The 24,072-nt window shown below is 74.1% G+C and carries 22 protein-coding genes; 6 read left to right on the top strand and 16 right to left on the bottom strand.

Going from position 1 to position 24,072, the window contains the following annotated elements; all coding sequences use genetic code 11:
• Positions 1–36: 36 nt before the first annotated feature.
• From hpf to mtrA, 5 genes are all read right to left on the bottom strand, one after another.
• Positions 37–678: a ribosome hibernation-promoting factor, HPF/YfiA family gene (gene hpf / locus ACFYO8_RS22230; RefSeq protein ID WP_354865125.1), complete on the bottom strand. Its 642-nt coding sequence runs from the start codon at positions 676–678 to the stop codon at positions 37–39.
• A 249-nt stretch (positions 679–927) separates the two neighbouring features.
• Positions 928–1,632 carry a ComF family protein gene (locus ACFYO8_RS22235; RefSeq protein WP_354865123.1) on the bottom strand — a complete coding sequence of 235 codons (705 nt, stop codon included), beginning with the start codon at positions 1,630–1,632 and terminating at the stop codon, positions 928–930.
• A gap of 6 nt (positions 1,633–1,638) precedes the next feature.
• Positions 1,639–3,435 carry an LpqB family beta-propeller domain-containing protein gene (locus ACFYO8_RS22240; RefSeq protein WP_354865121.1) on the bottom strand — a complete coding sequence of 599 codons (1,797 nt, stop codon included), beginning with the start codon at positions 3,433–3,435 and terminating at the stop codon, positions 1,639–1,641.
• Positions 3,432–5,165: an MtrAB system histidine kinase MtrB gene (gene mtrB, locus ACFYO8_RS22245; RefSeq protein ID WP_354865119.1), complete on the bottom strand. Its 1,734-nt coding sequence runs from the start codon at positions 5,163–5,165 to the stop codon at positions 3,432–3,434. The genes ACFYO8_RS22240 and mtrB overlap by 4 nt, the downstream gene beginning before the upstream one ends.
• A gap of 13 nt (positions 5,166–5,178) precedes the next feature.
• Positions 5,179–5,868, bottom strand: a complete 690-nt coding sequence (mtrA, locus tag ACFYO8_RS22250) for an MtrAB system response regulator MtrA (protein WP_013284210.1) — start codon at positions 5,866–5,868, stop codon at positions 5,179–5,181.
• A gap of 212 nt (positions 5,869–6,080) precedes the next feature.
• Between mtrA and ACFYO8_RS22255 the strand changes: the two genes are divergently transcribed.
• From ACFYO8_RS22255 to ACFYO8_RS22275, 5 genes are read left to right on the top strand one after another with little or no spacing between them, the layout of a single operon-like run.
• The gene (locus ACFYO8_RS22255) at positions 6,081–6,926 is read left to right on the top strand and encodes a hypothetical protein (protein ID WP_354865117.1); all 846 of its coding nucleotides are present in this window, start codon (positions 6,081–6,083) and stop codon (positions 6,924–6,926) included.
• A complete protein-coding gene (locus ACFYO8_RS22260; protein WP_354865115.1) occupies positions 6,923–7,513 on the top strand; it encodes a DUF4129 domain-containing protein in 591 nt (196 codons plus the stop codon). The genes ACFYO8_RS22255 and ACFYO8_RS22260 overlap by 4 nt, the downstream gene beginning before the upstream one ends.
• Positions 7,510–8,811 carry a DUF4350 domain-containing protein gene (locus ACFYO8_RS22265; RefSeq protein ID WP_354865113.1) on the top strand — a complete coding sequence of 434 codons (1,302 nt, stop codon included), beginning with the start codon at positions 7,510–7,512 and terminating at the stop codon, positions 8,809–8,811. The genes ACFYO8_RS22260 and ACFYO8_RS22265 overlap by 4 nt, the downstream gene beginning before the upstream one ends.
• On the top strand, positions 8,808–9,785 hold the full coding sequence (locus ACFYO8_RS22270) for a MoxR family ATPase (RefSeq protein WP_354865111.1): 978 nt from the start codon (positions 8,808–8,810) through the stop codon (positions 9,783–9,785). The genes ACFYO8_RS22265 and ACFYO8_RS22270 overlap by 4 nt, the downstream gene beginning before the upstream one ends.
• The gene (locus tag ACFYO8_RS22275; protein ID WP_354865109.1) at positions 9,782–11,092 is read left to right on the top strand and encodes a DUF58 domain-containing protein; all 1,311 of its coding nucleotides are present in this window, start codon (positions 9,782–9,784) and stop codon (positions 11,090–11,092) included. Before ACFYO8_RS22270 ends, ACFYO8_RS22275 begins: the two co-directional genes overlap by 4 nt.
• Here ACFYO8_RS22275 and ACFYO8_RS22280 read toward each other — a convergent pair.
• Positions 11,070–12,023 (bottom strand): stage II sporulation protein M, encoded by a 954-nt coding sequence (locus tag ACFYO8_RS22280; protein ID WP_354865107.1) that lies wholly within the window; start codon positions 12,021–12,023, stop codon positions 11,070–11,072. The genes ACFYO8_RS22275 and ACFYO8_RS22280 overlap by 23 nt on opposite strands.
• Positions 12,024–12,064: 41 nt before the next feature.
• Here ACFYO8_RS22280 and ACFYO8_RS22285 point away from each other — a divergent pair, with 41 nt between their 5' ends.
• On the top strand, positions 12,065–13,006 hold the full coding sequence (locus tag ACFYO8_RS22285; RefSeq protein WP_354865105.1) for an RDD family protein: 942 nt from the start codon (positions 12,065–12,067) through the stop codon (positions 13,004–13,006).
• 7 nt (positions 13,007–13,013) lie between these two features.
• Here the strand turns inward: ACFYO8_RS22285 and efeB are convergent, their stop codons facing one another.
• The 10 genes from efeB to nfi form a co-directional block, all read right to left on the bottom strand.
• A complete protein-coding gene (gene efeB, locus ACFYO8_RS22290) occupies positions 13,014–14,336 on the bottom strand; it encodes an iron uptake transporter deferrochelatase/peroxidase subunit (protein WP_354865103.1) in 1,323 nt (440 codons plus the stop codon).
• Positions 14,333–15,457 carry an iron uptake system protein EfeO gene (gene efeO, locus ACFYO8_RS22295; RefSeq protein WP_354865101.1) on the bottom strand — a complete coding sequence of 375 codons (1,125 nt, stop codon included), beginning with the start codon at positions 15,455–15,457 and terminating at the stop codon, positions 14,333–14,335. The genes efeB and efeO overlap by 4 nt, the downstream gene beginning before the upstream one ends.
• A 28-nt stretch (positions 15,458–15,485) precedes the next feature.
• Positions 15,486–16,412: an iron uptake transporter permease EfeU gene (gene efeU / locus ACFYO8_RS22300; protein WP_354865099.1), complete on the bottom strand. Its 927-nt coding sequence runs from the start codon at positions 16,410–16,412 to the stop codon at positions 15,486–15,488.
• Between the two features lie 188 nt (positions 16,413–16,600).
• On the bottom strand, positions 16,601–18,100 hold the full coding sequence (gene ahcY, locus ACFYO8_RS22305) for an adenosylhomocysteinase (protein WP_354865097.1): 1,500 nt from the start codon (positions 18,098–18,100) through the stop codon (positions 16,601–16,603).
• 289 nt (positions 18,101–18,389) lie between these two features.
• Positions 18,390–19,550 carry a mannose-6-phosphate isomerase, class I gene (gene manA / locus ACFYO8_RS22310; protein WP_355096458.1) on the bottom strand — a complete coding sequence of 387 codons (1,161 nt, stop codon included), beginning with the start codon at positions 19,548–19,550 and terminating at the stop codon, positions 18,390–18,392.
• Positions 19,551–19,553: 3 nt separating this feature from the next.
• The gene (locus ACFYO8_RS22315) at positions 19,554–20,612 is read right to left on the bottom strand and encodes a cation diffusion facilitator family transporter (protein WP_354865093.1); all 1,059 of its coding nucleotides are present in this window, start codon (positions 20,610–20,612) and stop codon (positions 19,554–19,556) included.
• Positions 20,613–20,640: 28 nt separating this feature from the next.
• Complete coding sequence (locus ACFYO8_RS22320; protein WP_354865091.1) at positions 20,641–21,837, bottom strand: SIS domain-containing protein; 1,197 nt, start codon at positions 21,835–21,837, stop codon at positions 20,641–20,643.
• Positions 21,834–22,040 (bottom strand): Trm112 family protein, encoded by a 207-nt coding sequence (locus ACFYO8_RS22325; RefSeq protein ID WP_354865089.1) that lies wholly within the window; start codon positions 22,038–22,040, stop codon positions 21,834–21,836. The genes ACFYO8_RS22320 and ACFYO8_RS22325 overlap by 4 nt, the downstream gene beginning before the upstream one ends.
• A gap of 198 nt (positions 22,041–22,238) precedes the next feature.
• Positions 22,239–23,243 carry a hypothetical protein gene (locus ACFYO8_RS22330; protein ID WP_387257483.1) on the bottom strand — a complete coding sequence of 335 codons (1,005 nt, stop codon included), beginning with the start codon at positions 23,241–23,243 and terminating at the stop codon, positions 22,239–22,241.
• A 105-nt stretch (positions 23,244–23,348) separates the two neighbouring features.
• The gene (gene nfi, locus ACFYO8_RS22335) at positions 23,349–24,068 is read right to left on the bottom strand and encodes a deoxyribonuclease V (RefSeq protein ID WP_354865085.1); all 720 of its coding nucleotides are present in this window, start codon (positions 24,066–24,068) and stop codon (positions 23,349–23,351) included.
• Between the last annotated feature and the right edge of the window lie 4 nt (positions 24,069–24,072).

A 24,072-nucleotide genomic window follows, 5' to 3' on the forward strand; every position in this document is an offset into this window, starting at 1 on the left:
GCCCCGCGCGGGGGCCCGTCCTGACCGGTCAAGGGGTCACGTGTCGAGCTGGATGATCCCGTAGTCGTACGCGTGCCGCCGGTAGACCACACTCGGGCGGCCGGACTCCTTGTCCTGGAACAGGTAGAAGTCGTGGCCGACCAGTTCCATCTGGAACAACGCGTCGTCGACGGTCATCGGGTCGGCGGGGTGGACCTTGGCCCGGGCGATGTGCCACGGCTGGTCGTCGTTTTCGGCGTAGCGGTCCTCGTCGGGGCGCTCGGCGACGGCGGTGGCGGCGCCGCGGCCGTCGCTCGCCGCCAGGCCGGGCCCGTCGAGGTCGGCCACCGGCAGCCCGGCGGTCGCGGCGGCCACTGAGATCGGCGGCCGTCCCCGGTGCACCCGGCGGCGGTCCGCGGCGCGGCGGAAGCGCGTGTCCAGCTTGGCGATGGCGGCGTCGAGCGCGCTGTAGAAGTCGTTCGTGCAGGCCTCGGCCCGGATCACCGGGCCGCGCGTCACGCACGTGATCTCCACCCGCTGGCAGGTGTCCGCCTGGCGTGGATTGCGCTCGTGGAACAACTCGACGTCCACGCGAATGAGCTTCTGGTCGTAGCGTTCGATCTTTGCGAGCTTCTCGGCTACGTGTACCCGGTAATGGTCCGGCACTTCGACGTTACGGCCCTTGACCACGATGTCCACGTGACCTCCCTTGTTCGGACGGTCGTTCGGTCCGGATCATCCGGTCGACGCACCCGGGAGGGCCCCGCTCGGCGTCGACCGGTGTTGTTCGGCTACGCCTCCTTCCAGTGCCGGGGAAGGTTGGCATCCTCACTACCCCCGACAACGAAACGCTAACTCCTGTTCGGCCACCCGTCACCCCTGGTCGCCGAAGGCGGTCGCGGAATTTAACACCTCATACACCATGGGGTGAAACGGATGCACGAAGCGTCACCGACGGTGCCGCTTTTGCGTTGCGGCGAGCACCGCCGCGGCCTTTGGCGTCATTCCCGCGCGGCGCAACATCCGGCTCACCGCCGCCAGCGTGGCGCCGGTGGTGACGATGTCGTCGAGCAGCACCACAGTGTCCGCCGGCCGCTGCCCGCCCGGCGGGCGGCGCAGCCGGAACGCTGCTTCGGCCGCGGCGGCCCGTCCGGCGCTGTCCAGCGCCACCGAGTCGATCCGGGGCAGCGCCCGCAGCGGGCGCAGCACGCGTACCGGCCAACCGGCCGCGCGCAGCCGGGCCGCCGCCGGCCGGACCAGCCGGTCGAGATGGTCGCCGTAGCGGGCCCGGGCCGCGCGGGCGGTGTCCGGGACCGCCACGAGCGTCACCGGGCCGGGCGGCCCCACCGCCGCCGCGACCACCTCGGCCAGCAGCGCCCCCAGCGGCCGGGCCAGCCCGTGCCGACCCCGTTCCTTGTACGCCAGCAGCCCTTCGCGCAGCGCACCGCCGTACGGGCCGAGCGCGACGCAGGGCGGAAGGCCGGACGGGGCCGGATCGGGCCGGGCCGGTGCGGGACGCAGCGACTCCAGCTCGCGCACGCAGCCGGGGCAGAAGCCGTGCCGCAGCCGCACCGACGTCGCGCCGCAGCCGGCGCACCCGGCGGGCAGCACCAGGTCGGTCAGGTCCGACCAGAGCCCGCCCAGGTCACGCACGGGCGGTCAGTAGAGGAAGAACGGCGCGGTCGGGTTGGTCGCCCGGCTACCCGCCGGAACCTCGAGCACCTGCTCCCGCCTGACGTAGTCGAACGGGTTGTTCCGCCAGGCCGCGCCGTCCGTCTCGAACATGAACGAGAACGCGGCCAGGCCGCGGTCGCCGCCGCCCGGATACCCGGCGAGCTGGGTCACCGGGGCGCCGATCTCCACCGCCAGCGGCGTCTCCCAGGCGCCGTCGACGCTGAGCTGGTGGATCGCCGAGCGCCGGTCCACCTCGTTGCCGGCCAACGCCAGCTCGTTCTCCGCCACCCAGTCCACCACCGTCACGCCGGTGAGCAGCGTGGTCACCCGGCGGGGCTGGCCGAGGCTGACCACGCCACCGTCGATGCTCACCGCGGCGACGAAGACCACGCCGGCGGAGACCAACGCGATCCGGTGGCCGTCGAGGGAACCTGCCACAGCCGTCACCGGCCCGGGAACGGACAGCGGGATCTCGCTCATCCGGCCCGCGCCGTCGAACCGGTAGAGCCGGCCGTCGGCCGCCACCAGACCGGCCGGGCGGGCCATGCTCAGCGACCGCAGCCAGGTGGGGCGGCTCATCGCGCGGAACGTACGGTCGCCGGGGCTGAACACCGCGACCGGCGCCGGACCGGTACCCACCTTGAGTCGCCTGCCGTTGTCCGGCCCGGTCACCACGAGCGCGGCGAGCACCTGGTCGTCCGCGCGGGCGAGCGAGGCGGAGACCACGTTGCGGTTCTCCTCGGGCGGCAGCGGCGCGGCGGCCCGCGACTCGTTACCGAACGCCAGGGGACGCACCGCGCCGTCGTGGACGGCGAACCGCACCGGATCCGCGCCGCGTGGATAGGCGGCGACCGAGGCGCGCTCGCGCCGCAGGTCGACGGTGAGCCGCTTCTGGTTCTGGATCTTCAGGTCGACCCGGCCGTCCAGGTCCGACAGTGACCACGCCAACTGGGTGCCGAGCCGGGTCAGCCGCTGCTCGTTGGCGCTCGGCATGTTGAGGTTGATCTCCCAGTGGCCGTCCGCGCCGGTCGCGTTGTTGATCAGCTGGGTGCCGTCGGGCAACCCGGTCACGGCGGGGGCGAGCCAGTCCGACGGGCGGTCGGCCAGCCACTTCATCACCTCGGTGATGCGCCGCTCAGTCGGCGCTGTCGAGAGCAGGTAGCGCTGGTCCGGCACCAGCCGGGTCAGGTCGGTGTTCCAGAAGTAGACGGTGCGGGGACGGTAGTACTCGCGCATCGCCGAGTCACTGGCCAGCAGCACGTTCGGCAGCTCGGTGATCAGCAGGCCGGTGCCGGGGTCGGCCCGTCGCAACTCGAAGACGTACTGCGTCTCACTCGCCACCGGCGGGCCGAGCGTGCCGTCGGCGCGCAGCACGCCCACCTGCTGCACCTTGAGCGTCACGGTGCTGGTGCCCTGGTTGTTCGGCGGCGTGCTCTCCGGCTTCTCCCGCAGCCGCACCACCGTCAGCTCGATCTCGCTGGTCTGCGGCTTGCCCGGAAGCAGGTCGCGGGCCTCCTCGGCGAGGAACTTCCGGGCCCGCGCGTACGCCTGGTCGCGTTCCCCGGCCGTGGCGGCCCGCAGGTAGTTCTCGATGAACGGCACCGGCTCGCTGCTGTCGGCCGGTTCGGGCGGCCGGGCCGGGCTGCCGTTGAACACCCCGGACTCGGCGGCCGGCACCGAGCCGTTCACCTGCACGTCTGTCTCGTCCGGGATGCCGCATCCGGCGAGCGCGGCCGGCAGCAGCGCGCCGGTCAGCAACAGAGCCAGGACGCGGCGGTTCACGGCCGTGCCTCCGCGTGGTCGCCACCGGCCGGTCCGGCGGTCAGTGACGGGACGCCGCCGGTCCCCACTGCGGGCGGGCCGCCGTCGCGGGGGCCACCGAACGGCACCGTGGCGTCGGCCGGGACCAGCCGCAGCGGGGAGGTGGTGAGCCGGTCCCCGGCGCGGGCCGGCAGGGTGAGCCGGAACTGCGCGCCCTGCCCCGGCGCTCCCCACGCCTCCAGCCATCCGCCGTGCAGGCGGGCGTCCTCCAGGCTGATCGACAGGCCCAGCCCGGTGCCGCCGGTCTGCCGGGCCCGCGACGGGTCGGCCCGCCAGAAGCGGTTGAACACCAGCTTCTCCTCCCCCGGCTTGAGGCCGACGCCGTGGTCCCGCACGGTGATCGCCACCGCGCTCTGGTCCTGGCCCAGGGTGATCCGTACCGGCTTGGCCTCGCCGTGCTCGACCGCGTTGCCGACCAGGTTGCGCAGCACCCGCTCGACGCGGCGCGGGTCGACCTCGGCGATCACCGGAGTGTCCGGCAGGTCCAGCTCGATGGTCACGCCGACCCGCTCGGCCAGACCGGCCAGCCGCTCGGTCACCCGGTGCGCCACCGGCACCAGGTCGGTCGGCTCGCTGTCCAGCACCGCGAACCCGGCGTCGAACCGGCTGATCTCCAGCAGGTCGGTGAGCAGTTCCTCGAACCGGTCCAGCTCGGCCTGGAGCAGCTCGGCACTGCGGGCGACCGCCGGATCGAACTCGTCGCGCTCGGCGAAGATCAGGTCGGCGGCCATCCGGACCGTGGTCAGCGGCGTCCGCAGCTCGTGCGAGACGTCGGAGGTGAACCGGCGTTGCAGGCGGGACATCTCCTCCAGCCGGAGGATCTGCCGTTGCAGGTTCGTCGCCATCTGGTTGAACGAGGCCGCCAGCAGGGCGAGGTCGTCCTCGCCGGAGACCACCATGCGCTGGTCGAGCAGCCCGGCGGAGAGCCGTTGCGCGGTGCGCGCGGCCACCCGTACCGGCGTCACCACCAGGCGGGTGACCAGGGCGGCCAGCAGGCCGAGCAGGAGCACCAGCGCGACGCCGGTGGCGACCACGGTGGCCCGGGCGTCGGCCGCCGTCGCGTCCTGCCGCGCCAGCGGTACGAGGTAGTAGAGCTCGACCTGCCCGAACTTGGTCGGCACCGGGGAGCCGTAGACGAGGTATTTCGTGCGCTCGCCGCCGAGCGAGCCGGTACGGATCTGGTGGGCGACCTTGCCGGAGGCGACGGCGGCCCGCAACTCGTCGCCGATCACCGCGTCCACGGGCACCTCGGGCGTGGTACGCGGTTCGATGAACTCGGCGAAGCTGTCGGCGGTGATCGCCACCACCACGCCGCTGGTCTGGGTGGGGTCTCCGCCGGCCAGGTAGTTGACGGTGCCGTCGATCGTGTTCTGGAGCTGCGCCTCCTGCGGCTGGCTGTAGAGGTTGAACTGCTTGGCCGCGTACTCGCTGCCGTTGCTCAGCCGCAGTCGCACGTCGGTCTCGGCGTTCTCCAGCAGAATGCTGGTGATCTTGTCGGCGATCAGGTAGGCGAAGCCGCCCACCAGCAGGCTCGACGCCACGAGCGTGATGGTGACCACACGAACCTGGAGCGACCGCCGCCACGCCTGGTGCACCCCGGCCGCCAGCCGGGCGGCCCGGCCGGTCAGGGCGAGCCAGAGCGCCCGCACGGCGGGTAGCCGGCGGGGCGCGGCGGGTGGCGGGGTCAACACAGTGCTGACCAGGCTATCCGGTGCCCGCCTTGTAGCCCACGCCTCGCACCGTGAGGATGATTTCGGGTCGCTCCGGATCCGGCTCGATCTTGGCGCGCAGCCGCTGCACGTGCACGTTGACCAGGCGGGTGTCGGCCGCGTGGCGGTAGCCCCAGACCTGCTCCAGCAGCACCTCGCGGGTGAAGACCTGGCGCGGCTTGCGGGCGAGCGCGACCAGCAGGTCGAACTCCAGCGGCGTCAGCTTCACCTCCTCGCCGTCGCGGCTGACCGTGTGGGCCGGCACGTCGATGGTGATCTGGTTGCCGGGCGGGCCGATGGTCAGCATCTCCGGCGCCACGTCCTCGCCCCGGCGCAGCCGGGCCCGCATCCGGGCCACCAGCTCCTTGGGCTTGAACGGCTTGACCACGTAGTCGTCGGCGCCGGACTCCAGCCCGAGCACCACGTCGACGGTGTCGCTCTTGGCGGTCAGCATCACGATCGGCACGCCGGACTCGCCCCGGATGGCGCGGGCCACGTCGATGCCGCTCATGCCCGGCAGCATCAGGTCGAGCAGGACTATGTCGGGTCGGTTGTCGCGGAAGGCGGCCAGCGCCCGTTCGCCGTCCGCGACGAAGGACGGCACGAAGCCCTCGCTGCGCAGCACGATGCCGAGCATCTCGGCGAGGGCGGGGTCGTCGTCGACCACGAGTACCCGGGCTCTCATGGGGTTTATCGTTCCATCCCCGTTCGTCTGGAGTGTTCGGCGTCTCCACGGCACCGTAGCGCCGAGCGGCCCCGCGCACCACAGCAGTCGGCGTGGCCGCCCAGCGTGGCGTGCCGGGTGGTCGGGTCCACCGGATGCGGACCCGCCGTGCAACCATGATCCCCCGGGCGTCGCCCCGCCCGCCACCTCCGCTCCCCCGCCCAGGAGTACGCGTGCCCGACGCCGGCCCGACCGCGGTGCTGCCGCGCCGTCCGCTGACCGTCGGCGAGCTGCTCGACGCGGCCGTGCTGCTGCTGCGCGACCAGGCCCGGGTGCTCGTTCCGCTCGCGCTCCTGCTGGCCCTCGCCGAACAGGCGGTGCTCCACCCGCTGCGGATGCTGGTGGCAGCCGACCCACCGTCCTGGTGGCCGGCGGAGATCGGCGACTCGCTCCCCGGGTACTGGCTGCTGCTGGCGGCCGGCGCCGGCAGCGAAGCCGCGATCATCGCGCTGCTCGGCGCCCCGGCCGCGCGCGGCGCCGGCGCGGCACTGCTGGGCCGCCGCCCCGCGCCGTCGGAGCTGCTGCGCGGCGCCCGGCTGGGCGCGGCGCTGCCGGCCGCCGTCCTGGTCGGGCTGACCGTCACCGCCGCCGCGCTGACCGGGCCGGGCTGGTTCCTGGCGTACGCGCTGCTCGGCCTGGTGGTGCCGGTGCTGGTGCTGGACGGGACGCCGGCGCACCGGGCGCCCTGGCGGGCGGTACGCCTCGCCGGCCGGGTCGGCACGCGGGCCGCCGCGATCCGGCTGCTGGGCTATCTGGGCTGGTGGCTGATCCGGCTCGGCATCGGGCTGGGCGTCTACCACGGGCTGGGCATGCTGGGTCTGTTCGACGTCTCGGCCTGGGCGCTGCCGGTGACGATCGCCGCCTTCACCGCAGTGAACGCGCTGGCGTACTCGGCGCTCGGCTGCCTGGACGCCGTACTGCACCTGGAGACCCGGATCCGCACCGAAGGGCTGGACATCCGGCTCTCCCGCGCGCCGGCCGGCGCGCGGGAGGCCGCTCTGCTGGCGGCGTACCGGTGAGCCGATGGTGGACCGAGACGGTGGCGGCCCTCGGTGACGTGGTGCCACTGCCGCTGGCCGGGCTGATCCTGTTGGGTGTCGCGCTGCTGGTGGCGGTGGCCTGGTACTTCTTCCCCGCCTGGGTGCCCCGCCGGCTGCCCCGGTTCAGGTTCCCCCGGCTACGGTGGCCGCGCCTGCCCCGGCTGAGGCGGCCCAGGTTCCGGCGTCCTCGCCGGTCCCGCGACGACGACCCGCCGGGCGTGCGCCTGCCCGCGCCCCGGCTGCCGGAACCGGCCGGGCCGGGGCTGGCCGACCGGCTGGCGGCCGAGGGCCGGTACGCCGAGGCGGTCCGGGAGCGGCTGCGCGAGATGGTCCGGCTCCTGGTCGTCCGGCAGGTGGTGGAGCCCCGCCCCGGGCTGACAGTCGTCGAGCTGACCGAGGCGGCGGCCCGAGCCCGGCCGCAGGTCCGGCCCACGCTGCACGCGGCCGGGGCGATCTTCTCCGACCTCTGGTACGCCCAGCGTCCCGCCACCGCCGCACACGACCGGCGGATGTGTGAACTCGCCGCCGACCTGAGTCGCGAGCTGAGCGGGGAGGAGCCGCGGTGACCGCCACCGTCGTACCGGAGAGCGCGACGGCCACGGCCACCGCGCCGCCGCGCCGGCGCCTGTACCGGTTGCTCGTCCCGCTCGGGCTCGCCGTGCTGCTGATCGTGACCACGCTCGTGCTGCGCGCGGTCGACCGGCCCGACGCGGACGAGCCCGGTTTCCTGTCCCCGGTCGCCACCGACGACGACGGCGCCAGCCGGCTCGCCGAGGCCCTGCGTACGCAGGGCGTGCCGGTGCGCCGGGAGACGGATCTGACGGCGGCGCTGCGTGCCGCCCGGACCGGGCCGAGCACGCTGTTCGTGCCCGCGCCAGGGCTCGTGCACCCGGACCTGCTCGACGGCCTGACCACGCTGCCGCGCGGTAGCCGGCTGGTGCTGGTCGAGCCCTCCCGGCGGGTGCTCGTCGAGCTGGGCACCCCGATCGAGCCGGCCGGCGGGCGCTGGGCCGCGCGGGCGGTGCCGCCGGACGCGGACGGCAAGCCGTGCCGGCTGCCCGAGGCGGTCCGGGCCGGCGTCGCCGCGATCGACCTCCAGCGTTACGCCGGGCCGGCCGAGGCCGACCACTGCTACGGCGGCGCGCTGCTGCGCGCCCCCGGCCGGGTCGAGGTGGTGACGGCCGGCGCCAGTGACCCGTTCCGCAACGACCGGATCGGCGAGTGGAGCAACGAGGCGCTCGCCACCGGCCTGCTCGGCGGGGACCGGCCGCTGATCTGGCTCGACCTGCCCGGGCCGGTGCCGGCGCCGACCGGCCCGAGCTGGTCCGCGGAACCGTTCACCGAGCAGCCCACCCCGGCCGGCAGCGGCCGCTCGAAACGGCCCGACCTGCCCGACCGCGCCGACCGGCCGTGGGAGAACCCGCTCTGGGGCGCCTTCCCGCAGTGGTTCTGGGCCGCCCTGGTGCAGCTCGCCCTGGCCGGGCTGCTCGTGGTGCTGTGGCGGGCCCGCCGGCACGGGCCGCCGGTGTCGGAGCCGCTGCCGGTGACCGTCCGGTCCGCCGAGACGGTGCGCGGCCGGGCGCGGCTCTACCGCCGGGCGGGCGCCCGGGACACCGTCGCCGGGACGTTGCGCGCCGCCGCGCTGGACCGGCTGGTGACCCGGCTCAACCTGCCCCCGGACACGTCCGACCACGAGGTGGCCGCCCGGGTCGCCGAGCGCGCCGGCGCCGACCCGGAACGGGTGGCCGACCTGCTCCACGGCCCGACCCCGGCCAACGACCGCGAGCTGCTGGAGCTGGCCCGCGAACTGGACGCCCTGACCCGTACCCTGGCCCCGCATCCGAGCGAAGGAGACCCCCGGTGACCGGACCCGTCACGACCACCGCCCCGTCCGGTGCCCGCGCCGCCCTGCACCGCCTGCGGGCCGAGGTGGCGAAGGCCGTCGTCGGGCAGGACGCCGTGGTCACCGGCCTGGTGATCGCGTTGCTCTGCCGGGGACACGTGCTGCTGGAGGGCGTACCGGGGGTGGCCAAGACGCTGCTGGTGCGGACCCTGGCCGCCGCGCTCGACCTGGACGCCAAGCGGGTGCAGTTCACCCCCGACCTGATGCCCGGCGACGTCACCGGCTCGCTGATCTTCGACCAGCGCACCGCCGCGTTCACGTTCCGGGAGGGGCCGGTCTTCACCAACCTGCTGCTCGCCGACGAGATCAACCGCACCCCGCCGAAGACGCAGTCGGCGCTGCTGGAGGTGATGGAGGAGCGGCAGGTCTCCGTCGAGGGCGAGCGCCGTCCGCTGCCGGACCCGTTCATCGTCGCGGCCACCCAGAACCCCGTCGAGTACGAGGGCACCTACCCGCTGCCCGAGGCGCAGCTCGACCGCTTCCTGCTCAAGCTGACAGTGCCGCTGCCGGAGCGGGAGGAGGAGCTGGGCGTGCTGCGTGCGCACCACGCCGGCTTCGACCCGCGCGACCTGCGCGCGGCGGGCGTACGACCGGTGGCCGGCGTGGCGGACCTGGCCGCCGCCCGGGCCGAGGTGCGGAACGTGCACGTGGCCGAGCCGGTCCTCGGCTACATCGTGGACCTGTGCCGGGGCACCCGCTCCGCGCCGGCGCTGGAGCTGGGCGCGTCCCCGCGAGGCGCGACCGCGCTGCTGAACACCGCCAAGGCGTGGTCCTGGTTGGCCGGCCGCGACCACATCACCCCGGACGACGTCAAGGCGGTCGCCCGGCCCACGCTGCGGCACCGGCTGCGTGCACGCCCGGAGGCCGAGCTGGAGGGCGTGACCGTGGACGCGGTGCTGGAGTCGGTGCTGGCCACCGTGCCGACGCCGCGATGACCTGGCGGGCGGGTCTGCTGCTCGGCGCGGGCGCGCTGACGCTGCCGTTCTGGCCGGCGCCGTTCCTCGGCGTCGCCGTGCTGACCGCCGTGGTGCTGCTGCTGGTGCTGCTCGACCGGGCGTTGGCGGTCCCGCCGGACGCGCTGGTCGTGACCCGTTCCGGGGAGCGGACGGTCCGCCTCGGCGGCTCCGCCACCGTCTCGCTGCATGTGGCCAACCCGACCGACCGCACGCTGTACGCCCAGGTGCGCGACGCCTGGGTGCCGTCGGCCGGGGCTCGCCCGGACGTGCCGCCGGATCGCCTGCTCACCGTGCCGCCCGGTGGCGACGCCACGCTGCCGGTCCGGCTCACCCCGACCCGGCGCGGCGACCGGCCGGCGGTGGCGCTGACCGTACGCTCGCTCGGGCCGATGGGCCTGGGCGCCCGGCAGCGCGCCGGACGGCCCGCGACGCCTCGGTGGACGCTGCGCGTGCTGCCCCGCTTCGACTCCCGCCGGCACCTGCCGGAGAAGCTGGCCCGGCTGCGGGTCATCGACGGCGTGCAGGTGACCCGGGGGCGCGGTCACGGCACCGAGTTCGACACGTTGCGCGAGTACGCGGTGGGCGACGACGTCCGCTCGATCGACTGGCGGGGCAGCGCCCGCCGGGCCGACGTGCTGGTGCGCACCTGGCGCCCGGAGCGGGACCGGCGCCTGGTCTGCGTGCTGGACACCGGACGCACGTCGGCGGTACGCCTCGGCGACGAGCCCCGGTTGGACACCGCCATCGACGCGGCGCTGCTGCTCACCGCGCTCGCGGCCCGCGCGGGCGACCGGGTGGACCTGCTGGCGGCGGACACCGAGATCCGGGCCCGGGTCACCGGCAGCGGTCGTCCGGCGCTGCTCGCCCGGCTGGTCGACGCGGTGGCGCCGTTGCAGCCCGCGCTGGCCGAGACCGACTTCGAGCTGATCGCCGCCGAGGTGCTGCGCCGGGAGCGGCAGCGCAGCCTGGTAGTGCTGTTCACCGCGTTGGAGGCGGGCGCGATCGGCGACGGGCTGCTGCCGGTGCTGCCCCGGCTGGCCACCCGGCACCGAGTGGTGCTGGCCGCCGCCAGCGACCCGGTGCTGACCGGGCTCGCCACCGCAACTCCGGCCGGGCCGGACGACCCGTACGCGGCCGCCTCGGCGTGGCGGGCGCTGGCCGAGCGGGACCGGGTACGCGCCGCACTGTCCCGCTACGGCGTGACAGTGGTGGACGTGCCCGCGCACCGGCTGGCCCCGGCCGTCGCCGACACCTATCTGCGGCTCAAGTCCCTCGGTCAGCTCTGACCGCACGCCGGCCGAGCACCAGCGCGTACGCCAGGAAGGCCAGCCACACCGCGGCGCCCGCCGCCACCCGCAGCGGGATCGGCACGGGCGCCGGGGTGACGAACGCCTCGATCAGCGCGGAGACCGCGAACAGGCCGACCAGACCGGCCGCGACCACGACGGCGAGCTTTCCCGCCTCGGCGACCGCCCGGCCGCGCCCGAGGTGCGCGGGCGGGGCGATCCAGGCCCAGGCGGTGCGCAGTCCGACCCCGGCGGCGACGAAGATGCCGGTCAGCTCCAGCAGCCCGTGCGGGGTGATCATGCCGAAGAAGACGTCCGCCCGGCCGTAGGACACCATCACGCCGCCGACCACGCCGATGTTCAACGCGTTCTGCCACAGCAGCCAGAACACCGGCACCACGAGCACGCCGGCGGCCAGGCACTGGGCGGCCAGCCAGGCGTTGTGCGTCCACAGGTGGAACGCGAAGGTCGGCGCGGCGAACTCGCTGTAGTAGCCGGCGAAGCGGGAGTCGACGAGTTCCCGGGCGGCCTGCTCGCCGATGAACGCGGCGGCGGTGTCCGGGTTGCCGGCGACGAACCAGATGAGGAAGGCGGTCAGGGCGCTGAACCCGGTGGCCACGCCGCACCACCAGGGCCAGGCACGGTAGAGCGCGGCGGGCAGGTCGGCGGCCAGGAACCGGCCCACGGCCGCCCAGGACGGCCGGGGACGGCCGGTGACCCGGGCCCGCGCCGCGAGGACGAGATGGGACAGTCGGTTCACCAGCGCCGGCTCGGGGGCCCGGGCGCGCAGCGCGGACAGGTGGGTGGCGCTGCGCTGGTAGAGCGCGACCAGTTCGTCGACCTCGGCCGCGTCGAGGCGACGCCGCCCGGTCAGGTGTTCCAGCCGCCGCCATTCGGCGTTGTGCTCGGCCACGTACGCGTCGAGATCCACTCACCCTCCCCCGTCCGGCGTCCATGGTGTTCACTGTCGGGGTGCGCGCGCAACCTCCCCCACCGGCCCGGTGGGCCGACGCCGGTCTGGTCAGCGGCGAGGCGGTGGAGCTGGACGTCCGGGCGGCCCGGCTGGGCTCCCGGGTGCTCGCCCTGCTGATCGACGCGGTGATCCAGCTCGTGCTGGCGCTGGTGCTCGGGACGGTGCTGACGGTGGCGGCGCTCGCCCTGCTGGGCGACGTCCTCGACGACGCGCTGGCCGGCGCGCTCCAGATCGTGCTGCTGGTGCTGGTCCTGCTCGGTTATCCGGTGGTGATGGAGCGCTTCGCCGGTGGCCGGACGGTGGGCAAACTGGCCGTGGGGCTGCGGGTGGTGCGGGCCGACGGCGGCCCGGTCGGTGTGGGCCAGTCGCTGACCCGGGCGCTCGTCGGCGTCGCGGTGGAGTGGCCCGGCCTGGTGCTGCCGCTGCTGAGCTGGGTCGCCGGCGTCACGGTGATGCTCACCGACCCGCGTGGTCGCCGGCTGGGCGACCTGGTCGCCGGCACGCTCGTGGTGCACACCCGCGGCGCCGCCGTGTGGCGGCCGCTGCCGCCGGCGCCCCCGCCGCTGCTGGCCTGGGGGACCACGCTCGACCTGACCCGGTTCGACGACGGGCTGGCGCTGGCCGTCCGGCAGTACCTGGACCGGTTGCCCCAGCTCGCCGAGCCGGACCGGTCCCGGCTGGGCCGGGCACTGTGGGCCGAGGTCGCGACGGTCACCTCACCGCCTCCGCCCTGGGCCGCGCCGGACTGGGTCTACCTGTCCGCCGTGCTGGCCGAGCGGGGGCGCCGGGCCGCGCTGCGGTTGGGCCGCACCCGGACGGTCACCGCCACGCTCTGGCCGGAGCTGGTCCCGGTGCCGGCGGGCGTACCGCACCCGGCCGCACAGGCCGCCGGGTTGCGGCCCGCCGCGCCGGAGGCCACACCCGGTCCGGTGCGCCGCTGAGCCGCGCTCAGGCGAACAGCGTCCGTCCCCACCAGTCTGCGGCGTCGCGGACGCCGGGCGGGCAGGCGAACAGGCCGCTGGAGACGTGCCGCAGGTACTCGTTCATCGCGTCGTTGCGGGCCAGCCGGGTCTGGATGGGTACGAACTGCCGGCGCGGATCCCGCTGGTAGGCGATGAAGAACAGGCCGGCGTCGAGCCTCCCGAGCCCGTCCGAGCCGTCCACGAAGTTGTAGCCGCGACGCAGCAGGCGGGCGCCGTTGTTCGCGTCCGGGTGGGCCAGCCGTACGTGTGCGGTGTCCGCGATGAGCGGCTCGCCGTCGTCGCCCTTCGCGGCGAAGTCCGGCTCGTCGAACTCGTCGCGCCGGCCCAGCGGGGCGCCGCTGCCCTTGGTCCGGCCGACGATCGTCTCCTGCTCGGTCAGCGGGCTGCGGTCCCACGTCTCGATCAGCATCCGGATCTTGCGGGTGACCAGGTAGGAGCCGCCGGTCATCCAGTCCGGGCCGTCGCCGGGCTGCACCCAGAGCTGGTCGCGCAGCAGGCCGGCGTCCTCGGCCTTGAGGTTTGCGGTGCCGTCCTTGAAGCCGAACAGGTTGCGCGGCGTGGCCTGGTCCCGCGACGTTGACGAGGTGCGTCCGAAGCCGAGCTGCGACCAGCGGACGCTCACCACGCCCATGCCGATGCGGGCCAGGTTGCGGATGGCGTGCACTGCCACCTGGGGGTCGTTGGCGCAGGCCTGCACGCAGAGGTCGCCGCCGGACAGCTCCGGCTTGAGCGCGTCCCCGGCGAAGTGCGGCAGATCGGCGAGGGCGGCCGGACGGCGGGCGGCGATGCCGAAGCGGTCCCGGCCCTGGGCGTCGCGGAACAGCGACGCTCCGAATCCGACGGTGAGGGTGAGCTGCGACGGCGGCAGGCCGAGCGCCTCGCCGGTGTCGTCCGGCGGCGCCTCGGGCATGCCGCCGACCGCGCCGATCACCCCGGCGTCCCGGCCGGCGGTCATCCGGGCCGCGGCGGCGGTCCACTCCTGGAGCATCGCGACCAGCCGGTCCCGGTCCTTCGTGACCACGTCGAACGCGACGAAGTGCAGCCGGTCCTGGGCGGGGGTGGTGATGCCGGCCTGGTGCTCGCCGAGGAACGGCACGGAACCGGCGGCCGAGCCGGTGGCGGACGCCTCGTTCCCGCCGGCGAGCAGGGCGCCCGCGCCGCCCGCCACCCCGGCGACGCCGGCCACGCCGACGCCGGCCAGGGTCATCGCCCGGCGCCGGGACAGGCCGCGACCGGTCCGCTGGCTGTTCGGCTCGCTCGTCGCGTCACCGCCGGCCGGACCGGTCATCGCGCGACTGCCGCCGCGACCTTGCTGACCGGCTCGGCCAGCGCGTTCACCGCGTCCGACAGCTCCTTCAGCTCGGCCTTACCGAGCTGCGTGTGCAGCTTCCAGCCGTCGCCGGCCCGGTGCCTGCCGAGCGTGGCCTCCACGTTGGCGAACTCGCTGTCGAGCTGCTTGACCAGGTCGGGCGCGCGCTGCTCCAGCGCCGGGCGCAGCGCGGCGATCGCCGCCTTCGAGCCCTCCAGGTTGGCGTTGAAGTCCCAGAGATCGGTGTGCGAGTAGCGCTCCTCCTCACCGGTGATCTTGCCGCTGGCGACCTCGTCGAGCAGCGCCTTGGCACCGTTGGCGAGCTGGAGCGGGGTGAGCTTCTCGGCGTCGGCCTTCGCCACGATCGCCTTCACGTCGGTCAGGAGCCGGTCGGCGATCGGACCGTCCTTGCTGATGTCGCCCGTGGTCCAGAGGTCCTTCTCGATCCGGTGGAAGCCGGTGAACTCCATCCCCTCCTCGACCACCTCCTCGCGGCCGTCGATCTTCGGGTCCAGGTCGCCGAAGCTCTCCGCGACCGGCTCGATCCGCTCCCAGTAGGTGCGGGCCACCGGGTACAGCGCCTTGGCCCTCGCCACGTCGTTCGCCTTGACCGCCGCCACGAACTCCTCGGTCTTTGTCAGCAACGCGGCGGTCTGGCTGCGTACGTACCGCTGGTAGCTCTCGGTGGCCTGGGTCAGCGCGGCGTCCGGTGCGACAGTCGCGGCGGTGCCGCTGACCTTGAGCGCGCCCCGGATGCCCCGGCCGCTCATCCCCGGCTTGCAGGCCGTCTCGTACGTGCCGGCGGCCAACTCGACCCGCAGCTCACGGCTGAGCCCGGGTGCGATGTTCTCCACCTCGCCCATCACCCGGTCACCGGCCGCGTAGACGTAGAACTCGTTGACCTTGGAACCGCTGTTCGTCACCTTGAAGGTGACCTGACCGGCGTCGATCTCGGTGTCGCCGACCTCGCAGACGGTGTCGGTGGCCTTGACGGCGATCGGCCCGCCGTTCGTGGCGTCGGCGTCGTCACCGCCGCACCCGGCCAGTACGGCGACGGCGAGCAGCCCGGCGGTCAGCGCGACGAGTCGAGTGGTACGCATGGTGCGAGGTCTCCTCGGAAGGGGCGGGTCAGCCGCGGGGGGACGAGACGGCGGCCACGTCGGCCGGCACCGGCTCGGCGCGGTGAGCGGGGTCGACGGGCTGAGCGGGGTCGACGGGCTGAGCGGGGTCGACGGGCTTGGCCGGCCGGCCCGGCCTGCGCAGGAACAGCGCGAGCACCGGCACCGCGTACGCGACCCAGGCGATCAGCTCCAGCACCGTCGGCGCGGCCGTGACGTTGAACATGCCGGCGAGCAGCGCGCCGTACCAGGAACTCGGGTCGAGCGTGCCCGAGATGTCGAACGCCAGGTCGTTCAGGCCGGGCAGCACGCCCGCCTCCTGGAAGTCGTGCACGCCGTACTTGAGGATGCCGGCGGCGACCAGGATGAGCAGCGCGCCGGTCCAGGTGAAGAACCGGCTCAGGTTGATCCGTACCGCGCTGCGATAGAGCAGGAATCCGATCACGACGGCGGTGGCGATGCCGCCGGCCAGCGCGAGCAGCGCGCCGGGCCCGGTGCCGCCGGCCGCGCTCTCGGCGGCCGCGTAGAAGATCAGCGCCGTCTCCAGGCCCTCGCGGATCACGGCGAGGAACGCCATGCCGGCGACGGCCAGGGAGCCGACCGCGAGCGCGTCGGTGAGCTTGCCGCGCAGCTCACCGGCGATGGTGCGGGCGGCCCGGCGCATCCAGAAGATCATCCAGGTCACGAAGACCACGGCGGCGACCGAGGTGACCGCCTCGAACAGCTCGCGCGACTCGGAGGTGCGCAGCAGCGAGGTGGAGGTGTACTGGATCAGGGAGCCGAAGAGGACGGAGAGCGCCACGGCCAAGCCGACGCCGGCCCACACCTGCGGAAGCCGGTCCCGGCGCTGCGATTTGACCAGGAAGGCGACGAGGATGCTGACCACGAGCGTCGCTTCCAGGCCCTCACGCAGGCCGATCAGGTACGTGGCGAACATGGGAACTCCGTAGTCAGCCTTGCCTCAGTTAACTTAGGGCAGCCATACCTTGCTCCTGTTCTCAGCGAACGTCAAGCTGATCCGCGTAACGTCACCCGGTTCGACACTCGCAGGGCTTTCCCCGTACGCGAAAAGGACCGGGGACGGCCGCGCGGCGGCCGACCCCGGTCCCTTCGGGAGCGTGGGACTCAGTAGCGGTAGTGATCCGGCTTGAACGGACCCTCCGGGGAGACGCCCAGGTAGGCGGCCTGCTCCTTGGTGAGCGTGGTCAGCTTGGCGCCGAGCGCGTCCAGGTGCAGCCGGGCGACCTTCTCGTCCAGGTGCTTGGGCAGCACGTAGACGCCGATCGGGTACTCGTCGGTCTTGGTGAACAGCTCGATCTGGGCGATCGTCTGGTTCGCGAACGAGTTCGACATCACGAAGCTCGGGTGGCCGGTGGCGTTGCCCAGGTTCAGCAGACGGCCCTCGGAGAGCACGATGATGGCGTGGCCGTCGTCGAAGTGCCACACGTCGACCTGCGGCTTGATGTTCTCGCGGGTCACGTCGTTGCGCTTGGCCAGGCCGGCCATGTCGATCTCGTTGTCGAAGTGGCCGATGTTGCCCACGATGGCCTGGTGCTTCATCCGCGCCATGTGCTCGTTGGTGATGACGTCGAAGCAGCCGGTCGCGGTGATGAAGATGTCGGCCTGCCCCACCACGTCGTCGAGCGTGGCGACCTGGTAGCCGTCCATCGCCGCCTGGAGCGCGCAGATCGGGTCGACCTCGGTCACCACGACCCGGGCGCCCTGGCCGCGCAGCGACTCGGCGCAGCCCTTGCCCACGTCGCCGTAGCCCATGACCACAGCCATCTTGCCGCCGATCAGCACGTCGGTGGCGCGGTTGATGCCGTCGATGAGCGAGTGACGGCAGCCGTACTTGTTGTCGAACTTGCTCTTGGTCACCGAGTCGTTGACGTTGATGGCCGGGAAGAGCAGCCTGCCGGCACGGTGCATCTCGTAGAGCCGGTGCACACCGGTGGTGGTCTCCTCGGTGACGCCCTTGATGTCGGCGGCGATCCGGGTCCACCGCTGGCCGTCCTCGGCCAGCGAGCGGTGCAGGAGTTCGAGGATGACCGCGTACTCCTCGGAGTCGGCGGACTCGACCGGCGGCACGACACCGGCCTTCTCGAACTCGGCGCCCTTGTGGACGAGCAGAGTGGCGTCGCCACCGTCGTCCAGGATCATGTTCGGGCCCTGCCCGTCCGGCCAGTTGAGCACCTGCTCGGTGCACCACCAGTACTCCGGCAGCGTCTCACCCTTCCAGGCGTAGACCGGCACGCCGGCCGGGGCCTCCGGGGTGCCCTCGGGCCCGACCACGATCGCCGCGGCGGCGTGGTCCTGGGTGGAGAAGATGTTGCAGGACGCCCAGCGGACCTGCGCGCCGAGCGCGACAAGGGTCTCGATCAGGACGGCGGTCTGGACGGTCATGTGCAGCGAACCGGTGATGCGGGCGCCGGCCAGCGGCTGGGCCTCGGCGAACTCACGTCGGATCGCCATCAGGCCGGGCATCTCGTGCTCGGCGAGCCGGATCTCCTTGCGCCCGAACGCGGCGAGCGACAGATCCGCCACCTTGTAGTCGCCCTCGGCGAGGGTGCTCGGCCGGGCCTGCGACGACGCGCCGCTGGAGGCCGCCGGGAGGGTGCTGGTCATGGAAGCTCCTGTCGAACGATGGTGGTGCGCAGCTTTCCACCTTACGCTCGCGGGCTACTCGCCCCGTGCTCAGTTGGCCGACCGCGCGATCGGCCGGCCTGCGGACAGCGCACGGGGCGGTCGGTGGTGAGCGGAATCTCCACTCACGGCCCGGCCGCCCCGCGCATCCCCCCGGTTTGGTTCCCCCGCACGTCACCGGACCTTTCGTCGCGACAACGCTGCGTACCCATAGGGTCACACCGCACCCAGGGACCGTCAAGCCGTTTCGGGAAAATCGGAATTGCCCGAATCAGGGTTCCCCGCAGGTGGCGACGAACGCCTCACCCGCCCCGCTCACCGCCAGCGGGCCGCCGGCCGCCGTACCGACCGCCGCCTGACCCGCGTCCAGCGTCACCACGCCCACGCCGTCGTCCACGGTCAGCTTCCCGGCCCGGCACAGCACCACCCGCGGCCCGGGCAGCGTCAGCCGCACCCCCGCCGACCCGGCGGCCACCTCGACCCGGTGCAGCGCGAAGTCCTCCACCGGCACCGGCCAGGTCAGCACCCCCGGCTCCACCTGCTCCGGCCGCAGCACCGGCCGGGTCAGCACCTCGAACCGGAGCACCCGTAGCAGCTCGTCCACGTCGACCCGCTTCGCGGTGAACCCGCCGCGCAGCACGTTGTCACTGGCCGCCATGATCTCCACGCCGGTGCCGCGCAGGTAGGCGTGCAGGTTCCCGGCCGGCATCCAGATGCCCTCGCCGGGCGCCAGCCGGACGTGGTGCAGCAGCAGCGCCACCACCACGCCCGGGTCGGCCGGGTAGCCGGCCGCCAGCGTGCGGACCAGTTCGGCGTCCGCCGAGCCCGGCGCGGCCTCCGCCGCCGCGAGCACGGCCGCCACCAGCCCGGCGCGCTCCGCCTGCGGCCAGCTCAACAGCAGGCGTACCGCATCCCGCAGCCCCGCCGGCCCGTCGCGCAACGCCGCCACCACAGGTTCCAGCGCGGGTACGCCGAACGCGGCGATGGCCGCCGCCGACTCCCCCGGGTCGCGGAAGCCGCACAGCGCGTCGAACTCCGAGAGCGCCACCAGCAACTCCGGCTTGTGGTACGGGTCGACGTAGTTCACCCGCCCCACGTCGGCGGCGTGCCCCGCGCGGGCCTGCTCGGCGTCCGGATGGGCCTGGAGGCTCAGCGGCGTGTCGGCCGCCAGCACCTTCAGCAGGAACGGCAGCCGGGTGCCGAACCGGCCGACCAGCCGCTCACCCAGCCAGTGGTCCGGCTCGGCCACCAGCAGTTCGGTGAGGCTGACCGGCCGGCCGTCGCGCTGCACGGTGGCCGGGGCGCCCGGGTGGGCGCCCAGCCACAGCTCCGCCTCCGGCCCGTTGCTCGGCACCGGCCGCCCCTGCAACTCGGCGATAGCGGTGCGCGAGCCCCAGGCGTAGTCACGGATCCGGCCCTGCAACAACTCCATCGGTCAGCTCCCGGGCCGCCCGGCCACCTCGCCGGTCGCGTGCGCCTCACCGGCCGTGTGCGTTTCACCGGCCCTGTGCGCCTCGTCGGTTGTCGCCGCCTCCGGGACGGCGGTGTCCGCCGCCTGACCGGTGCCCGCGCGCTCGGCTGCCGGCGAGTAGATGTCCGGCTCCAGGTAGATCACCCGGGCGGTCGGCACCTCGCGGCGGATCCGCGCCTCGACGGCGTTGATGTCACGGGCCAGGTCGTGGGCGGTCTCCCAGGCCGGCACCGCGATCTTCGCGGCCACCATCAGCTCCTCCGGGCCCAGGTAGAGCGTCTTCATGTGGATGATCCGCTCCACCTCGGGACCGCTCGTGACGGCCTGTTCGATCTTGGCCAGCTCGCCCTGCTCGGCGCCCTCGCCGAGCAGCAGGCTCTTGGTCTCGACCGCCAGCGTGACCGCGATGACCACGAGCAGGACGCCGATCATCGCGGTGCCCGCCGCGTCCCACATGCCGTTGCCGGTGATCAACGTCATACCGACGCCGAACAGCGCGAACACCAGGCCGACCAGGGCGCCGAAGTCCTCCAGCAGAACCACCGGCAGCTCCGGGGCCTTGGCCCGGCGGATGAACCGGACCCAGGACTGGTTGCCCCGGATCAGGTTGGACTCCTTGATCGCGGTACGGAAGGAGAAGGACTCCATCACGATCGCGGCCACCAGCACCGCCACCGGCACCCACTGCCAGCTCTCGATCGGGTGCGGGTCGGACGCCTTGTGGTACGCCTCGTAGAGCGCGAACAGGCCACCGAGGCTGAACAGCACGATCGCCACGATGAACGCGTAGATGTAGCGCTCCCGGCCGTACCCGAACGGGTGCTGCGGCGTGGCCTGCCGCTTGGCCCGCCGGCCGCCGATCAGCAGCAGGCCCTGGTTACCCGAGTCGGCCACCGAGTGGATCGATTCGGCCAGCATCGACGACGAGCCGGTCAAGGCGAACGCGATGAACTTGGTGACGGCGATGCCGAGGTTCGCCGCCAGGGCGGCGACGATGGCCTTGGTGCCCCCGTTCGCGCTCATTCCCCGCCTCGCTCGATGCCCCGTATGTTCACTGGTTCGACAGCTCCTTCATCTCCGTGATGGCTGGTACCGCCATCGGGTCCAGTCCGTGTGCCAGGGCGAGGTAGATCGAGGCGAAGTCGGGGACCGCGACCAGCGACGCGAGCCGCTCCAGCGCGGAACCGCCCTCGGCGGTCACCACGTCGCAGCGCACCCCGCGCCGCTCGGCGAGCGTCTGCACCGCGTCCGCGCGCCGCTCCTCCACCGCGAGCGGCTCGTCGGTGTCGTCGTCGGCGTTGAGCCCGCCGTCGCGCAGCAGCACCAGCCGCAGCCGGGTGCCGTCGGACTCGTCGTCGCCCGGGTCGGCGAAGATGTCCCGCTCGCCCTCGGCCAGGCCGCCGAAGACCCCGTCGAGCAGGCCGACGCGGCCCCGGCCCGCCTCGCCCAGCGCACCGGCGACCACCGGGTAGCGGGCGTTCGCGGACAGCGTGTCGCCGAACCGCCGGGCGGCCACGGTGGCCAGCGGGGACGAACCCCACACGATCGGGATCGAACCGGACAGGCCCAGCGCCAGCGACTTCGCCGGGTTGACGAAGGACTCCGCGGTCGGCCGGCATCGATCGGCGTCGGCGTCCAGCCGGGCCGCCGTCTCGGCCAGATCGGCCTCGTTGACCTTCACGAGCCCGAGGGTACGGGCGGCGAGCAGAACCGGCACGGTGAGCGCCCAGAGGCTGGCCCGGGCCGGCGCGCGACGGGGCACCGGGATGAACGGGGCGCGGGCCCGCTCGGCCACCGATTGGAGTTGCGAGTCGGGCGCGCCGACCGCCACCAGCCGGGCGCCGCGCCGGTGCGCCGCCTCGGCCGCGCCGAGCGCCTCCGGGCTGCGACCGGACGCGCTCACCGCGATGACCACGTCCGCCGCGCCCACCCAGCCCGGCACGCCGGCGCTGCGGTGCGGGATGACCGGCACCGGACAGCGCGGCCCGGCGACGGTGGCCAGCACGTCACCGGTACGCCCGGCGGTGCCGATGCCGGCGATGACCACCGCGCGGGGCCGGCCGTCGTCGGCGAGCACTGACAGATTGGCCTCGGCGGCCAGCGCCGCCGACTCGCGTACCTGGGCGCCGGCGGACGCGATGTGCCGGAGCATGCCGCCCGGATCCCGCTCGGAGAGCTGCGCGGCGTCGTCCAGCAGGGCCTCGTCGGCGTGCCGGTGCCCGCTGACCCCGGCCGTACCCTCCATCACCGCGACGACCCGTCCTGCGCCTCGCCGGCGGCGGGTCCACCGCGCGCCTCATCGAGCAGGAGCACCGGGACGTCGTCCCGGATCTCGAAGATGCGACCGCACTCGGTGCAGGTCAGCGTCTGCGCCTGCGCGTCGTAGTCCAGCGGGGCGTGGTGCGTGTCCGGGCAGGCGAGGATGTCGAGCAACTGCGGGTCCAGGGCCACGGCGCGGCTCCTTCCACGTATGCGGTCTCACCGGTCGGCGGTGCCGATCGGCGCACGCGATCTTATCGGCCGGGCGGCCCCGGCACCGGGCCCGTTCGGCCCCGGTCTTCCGTCCTCCGGCCGGGCAGGTGGCGGTCACCGGGCCACGGCTTGACCACCCACCGTCACGGTAACCCCGGGAGCCGGTCGGGTTCCGGCTCAGTCCGGCAAGCGGGGCAGAACGGTCGTCGCGTCGCCGCCCGCCGGTGGCGGTGGCGGTGGCGGGACGGTCGTCGCGTCGCCACCCGCCGGGGCCGGTGGCGTCGTCGGGGCGGGCGCGGGCGCGCCGTACACGTTGCCGGCCGGGCGGGGCGGCGGCGTTCCCCCGTACACCGTGGGGGCCGGTACGGGCGTGCCGGAGCGGTAGGTGGTGCTGCTGCGCGGCAGCGGGACCGGCGGAAGGCCGGCGTCCGGGCCGCCGCCGACGCGGTTGCGGTCGGCGCGGTTGCGGCGTAGCAGAAGGACGATGAGGGCGACGCCGATGAGCACCAGCCCGATGCCGAACCACATGATCATGGATCCTCCGAACGACGAGTCGTCGGCCGCGGCGGTGGCCGGGGCGACGGCGGCGGCCACCGGCGACGTGCCGGCCGCCTCGGCCGCGGTGGTCTCGCTCGCGCTGGGTGTGGGCGAGGGCTTGCGGGACGGGCTGGGGCTCGGTGTGCGCGGGTCGCCCACCAGCCGAGCCGACCCACCGGCCCGGCCGAGCACCTCGCCGTCCGCGGCGCTCGCCTCGCCGGCCAGCTCCAGCCGCCCGCCGGCGACCCCGGCCAGGAAGGACACCCGGTAGCGCACGGTGACGGCCTTGCCCTTGCACAGCGGCCGGTCTACCGGCGCGACAGCGGCCGTGGCGACGGCGCCGCCGTCCCCGGAGACCTGCACCGGCACCCATCGCCGCCCGGACGCCACCTGCACCCGGACCTGATCGGCCCGCAGGCCGTCCAGGCGGAGCCCGACCGCGGTACGCAACCGCACGCAGCCGTCCGTCCGCTTGCGCACCTCGACCGCCACGGTGCCCGGCGGGCCACCGGCGGTGAAGCTGTTCGCCGAGCGCAGTCCCACCCGGTCGTCCCGGGCCGACGCGGGTGACGCGGGGACGGCGATCAGGGCACCCAGCAGCACGCCGACGACGGCCCACCGCGCCGCGTGCCACCCTGCCGACATCTCCACCTCACCGTTGCGTCCGGACCGGATCCGCCGGCCAGGTTACTACCGGCCCGGTCGGGCCCCGGAGCATCGAGCGGGCAACATGTGCGCCGCGCCACGCGGTCACCGCCCGCCCAGGTCACCGCCCGAACCGTCCGCCTCGGCGAGGGCCCGCCGGCAGAGCCGGTCGGCCGTCCGGGTCGTCTCCGGCAGCCGGTACCGGGGCGTCAGTGCCAGTACCCGTTCCACCGCGTCGTCCAACCCCATCCGGTGGCCGACGCTGACGAAGACCGGCCGGACACCGTCCCGGGTCCGCAGCACCCGCCCGACCACCTCGTCGCCGTCGCACAGGTCGGCGCTGTCGCCGCGCCGGGGGCCCGGCCCGGTCCACGTGCCGACGAGGGGCGTCTTGCCCACCCCGATCGTGGGCAGCCCGGTCACCAGGCCCAGGTGACAGGCCAGCCCGAACCGGCGTGGGTGCGCCAGCCCGTGCCCGTCACAGACCAGCAGCTCGGGACGGGTGGTGAGCCGGTCCAGCGCGGCGAGCAACGCCGGCATCTCGCGGAACGCGAACAGCCCCGGCACGTACGGAAACGCGGGTCGCCCCACGCACACCGCCTCGTCCACCACGTCGAGAGTGGCCGCGTCCAGAACCGTGACGGCCGCCGCGAGCAGGTCACCGTCGGGCGCGTACGCCACGTCCAGCCCGGCCACCGTCGCGGGCGCGACAGGACCGGGCCCGGTCAGGTCCACCCGGGACCGCAACTCCTCCTGTACGCGTCGCGCCTCGGCCACGTCGGCGGGCGGCACGTAGGCCACGCGTGGGTCATCGGTGGAGGGCATGACG

This window comes from Micromonospora sp. NPDC005257, from assembly GCF_042872445.1.
Taxonomy (GTDB): Bacteria; Actinomycetota; Actinomycetes; order Mycobacteriales; family Micromonosporaceae; genus Micromonospora.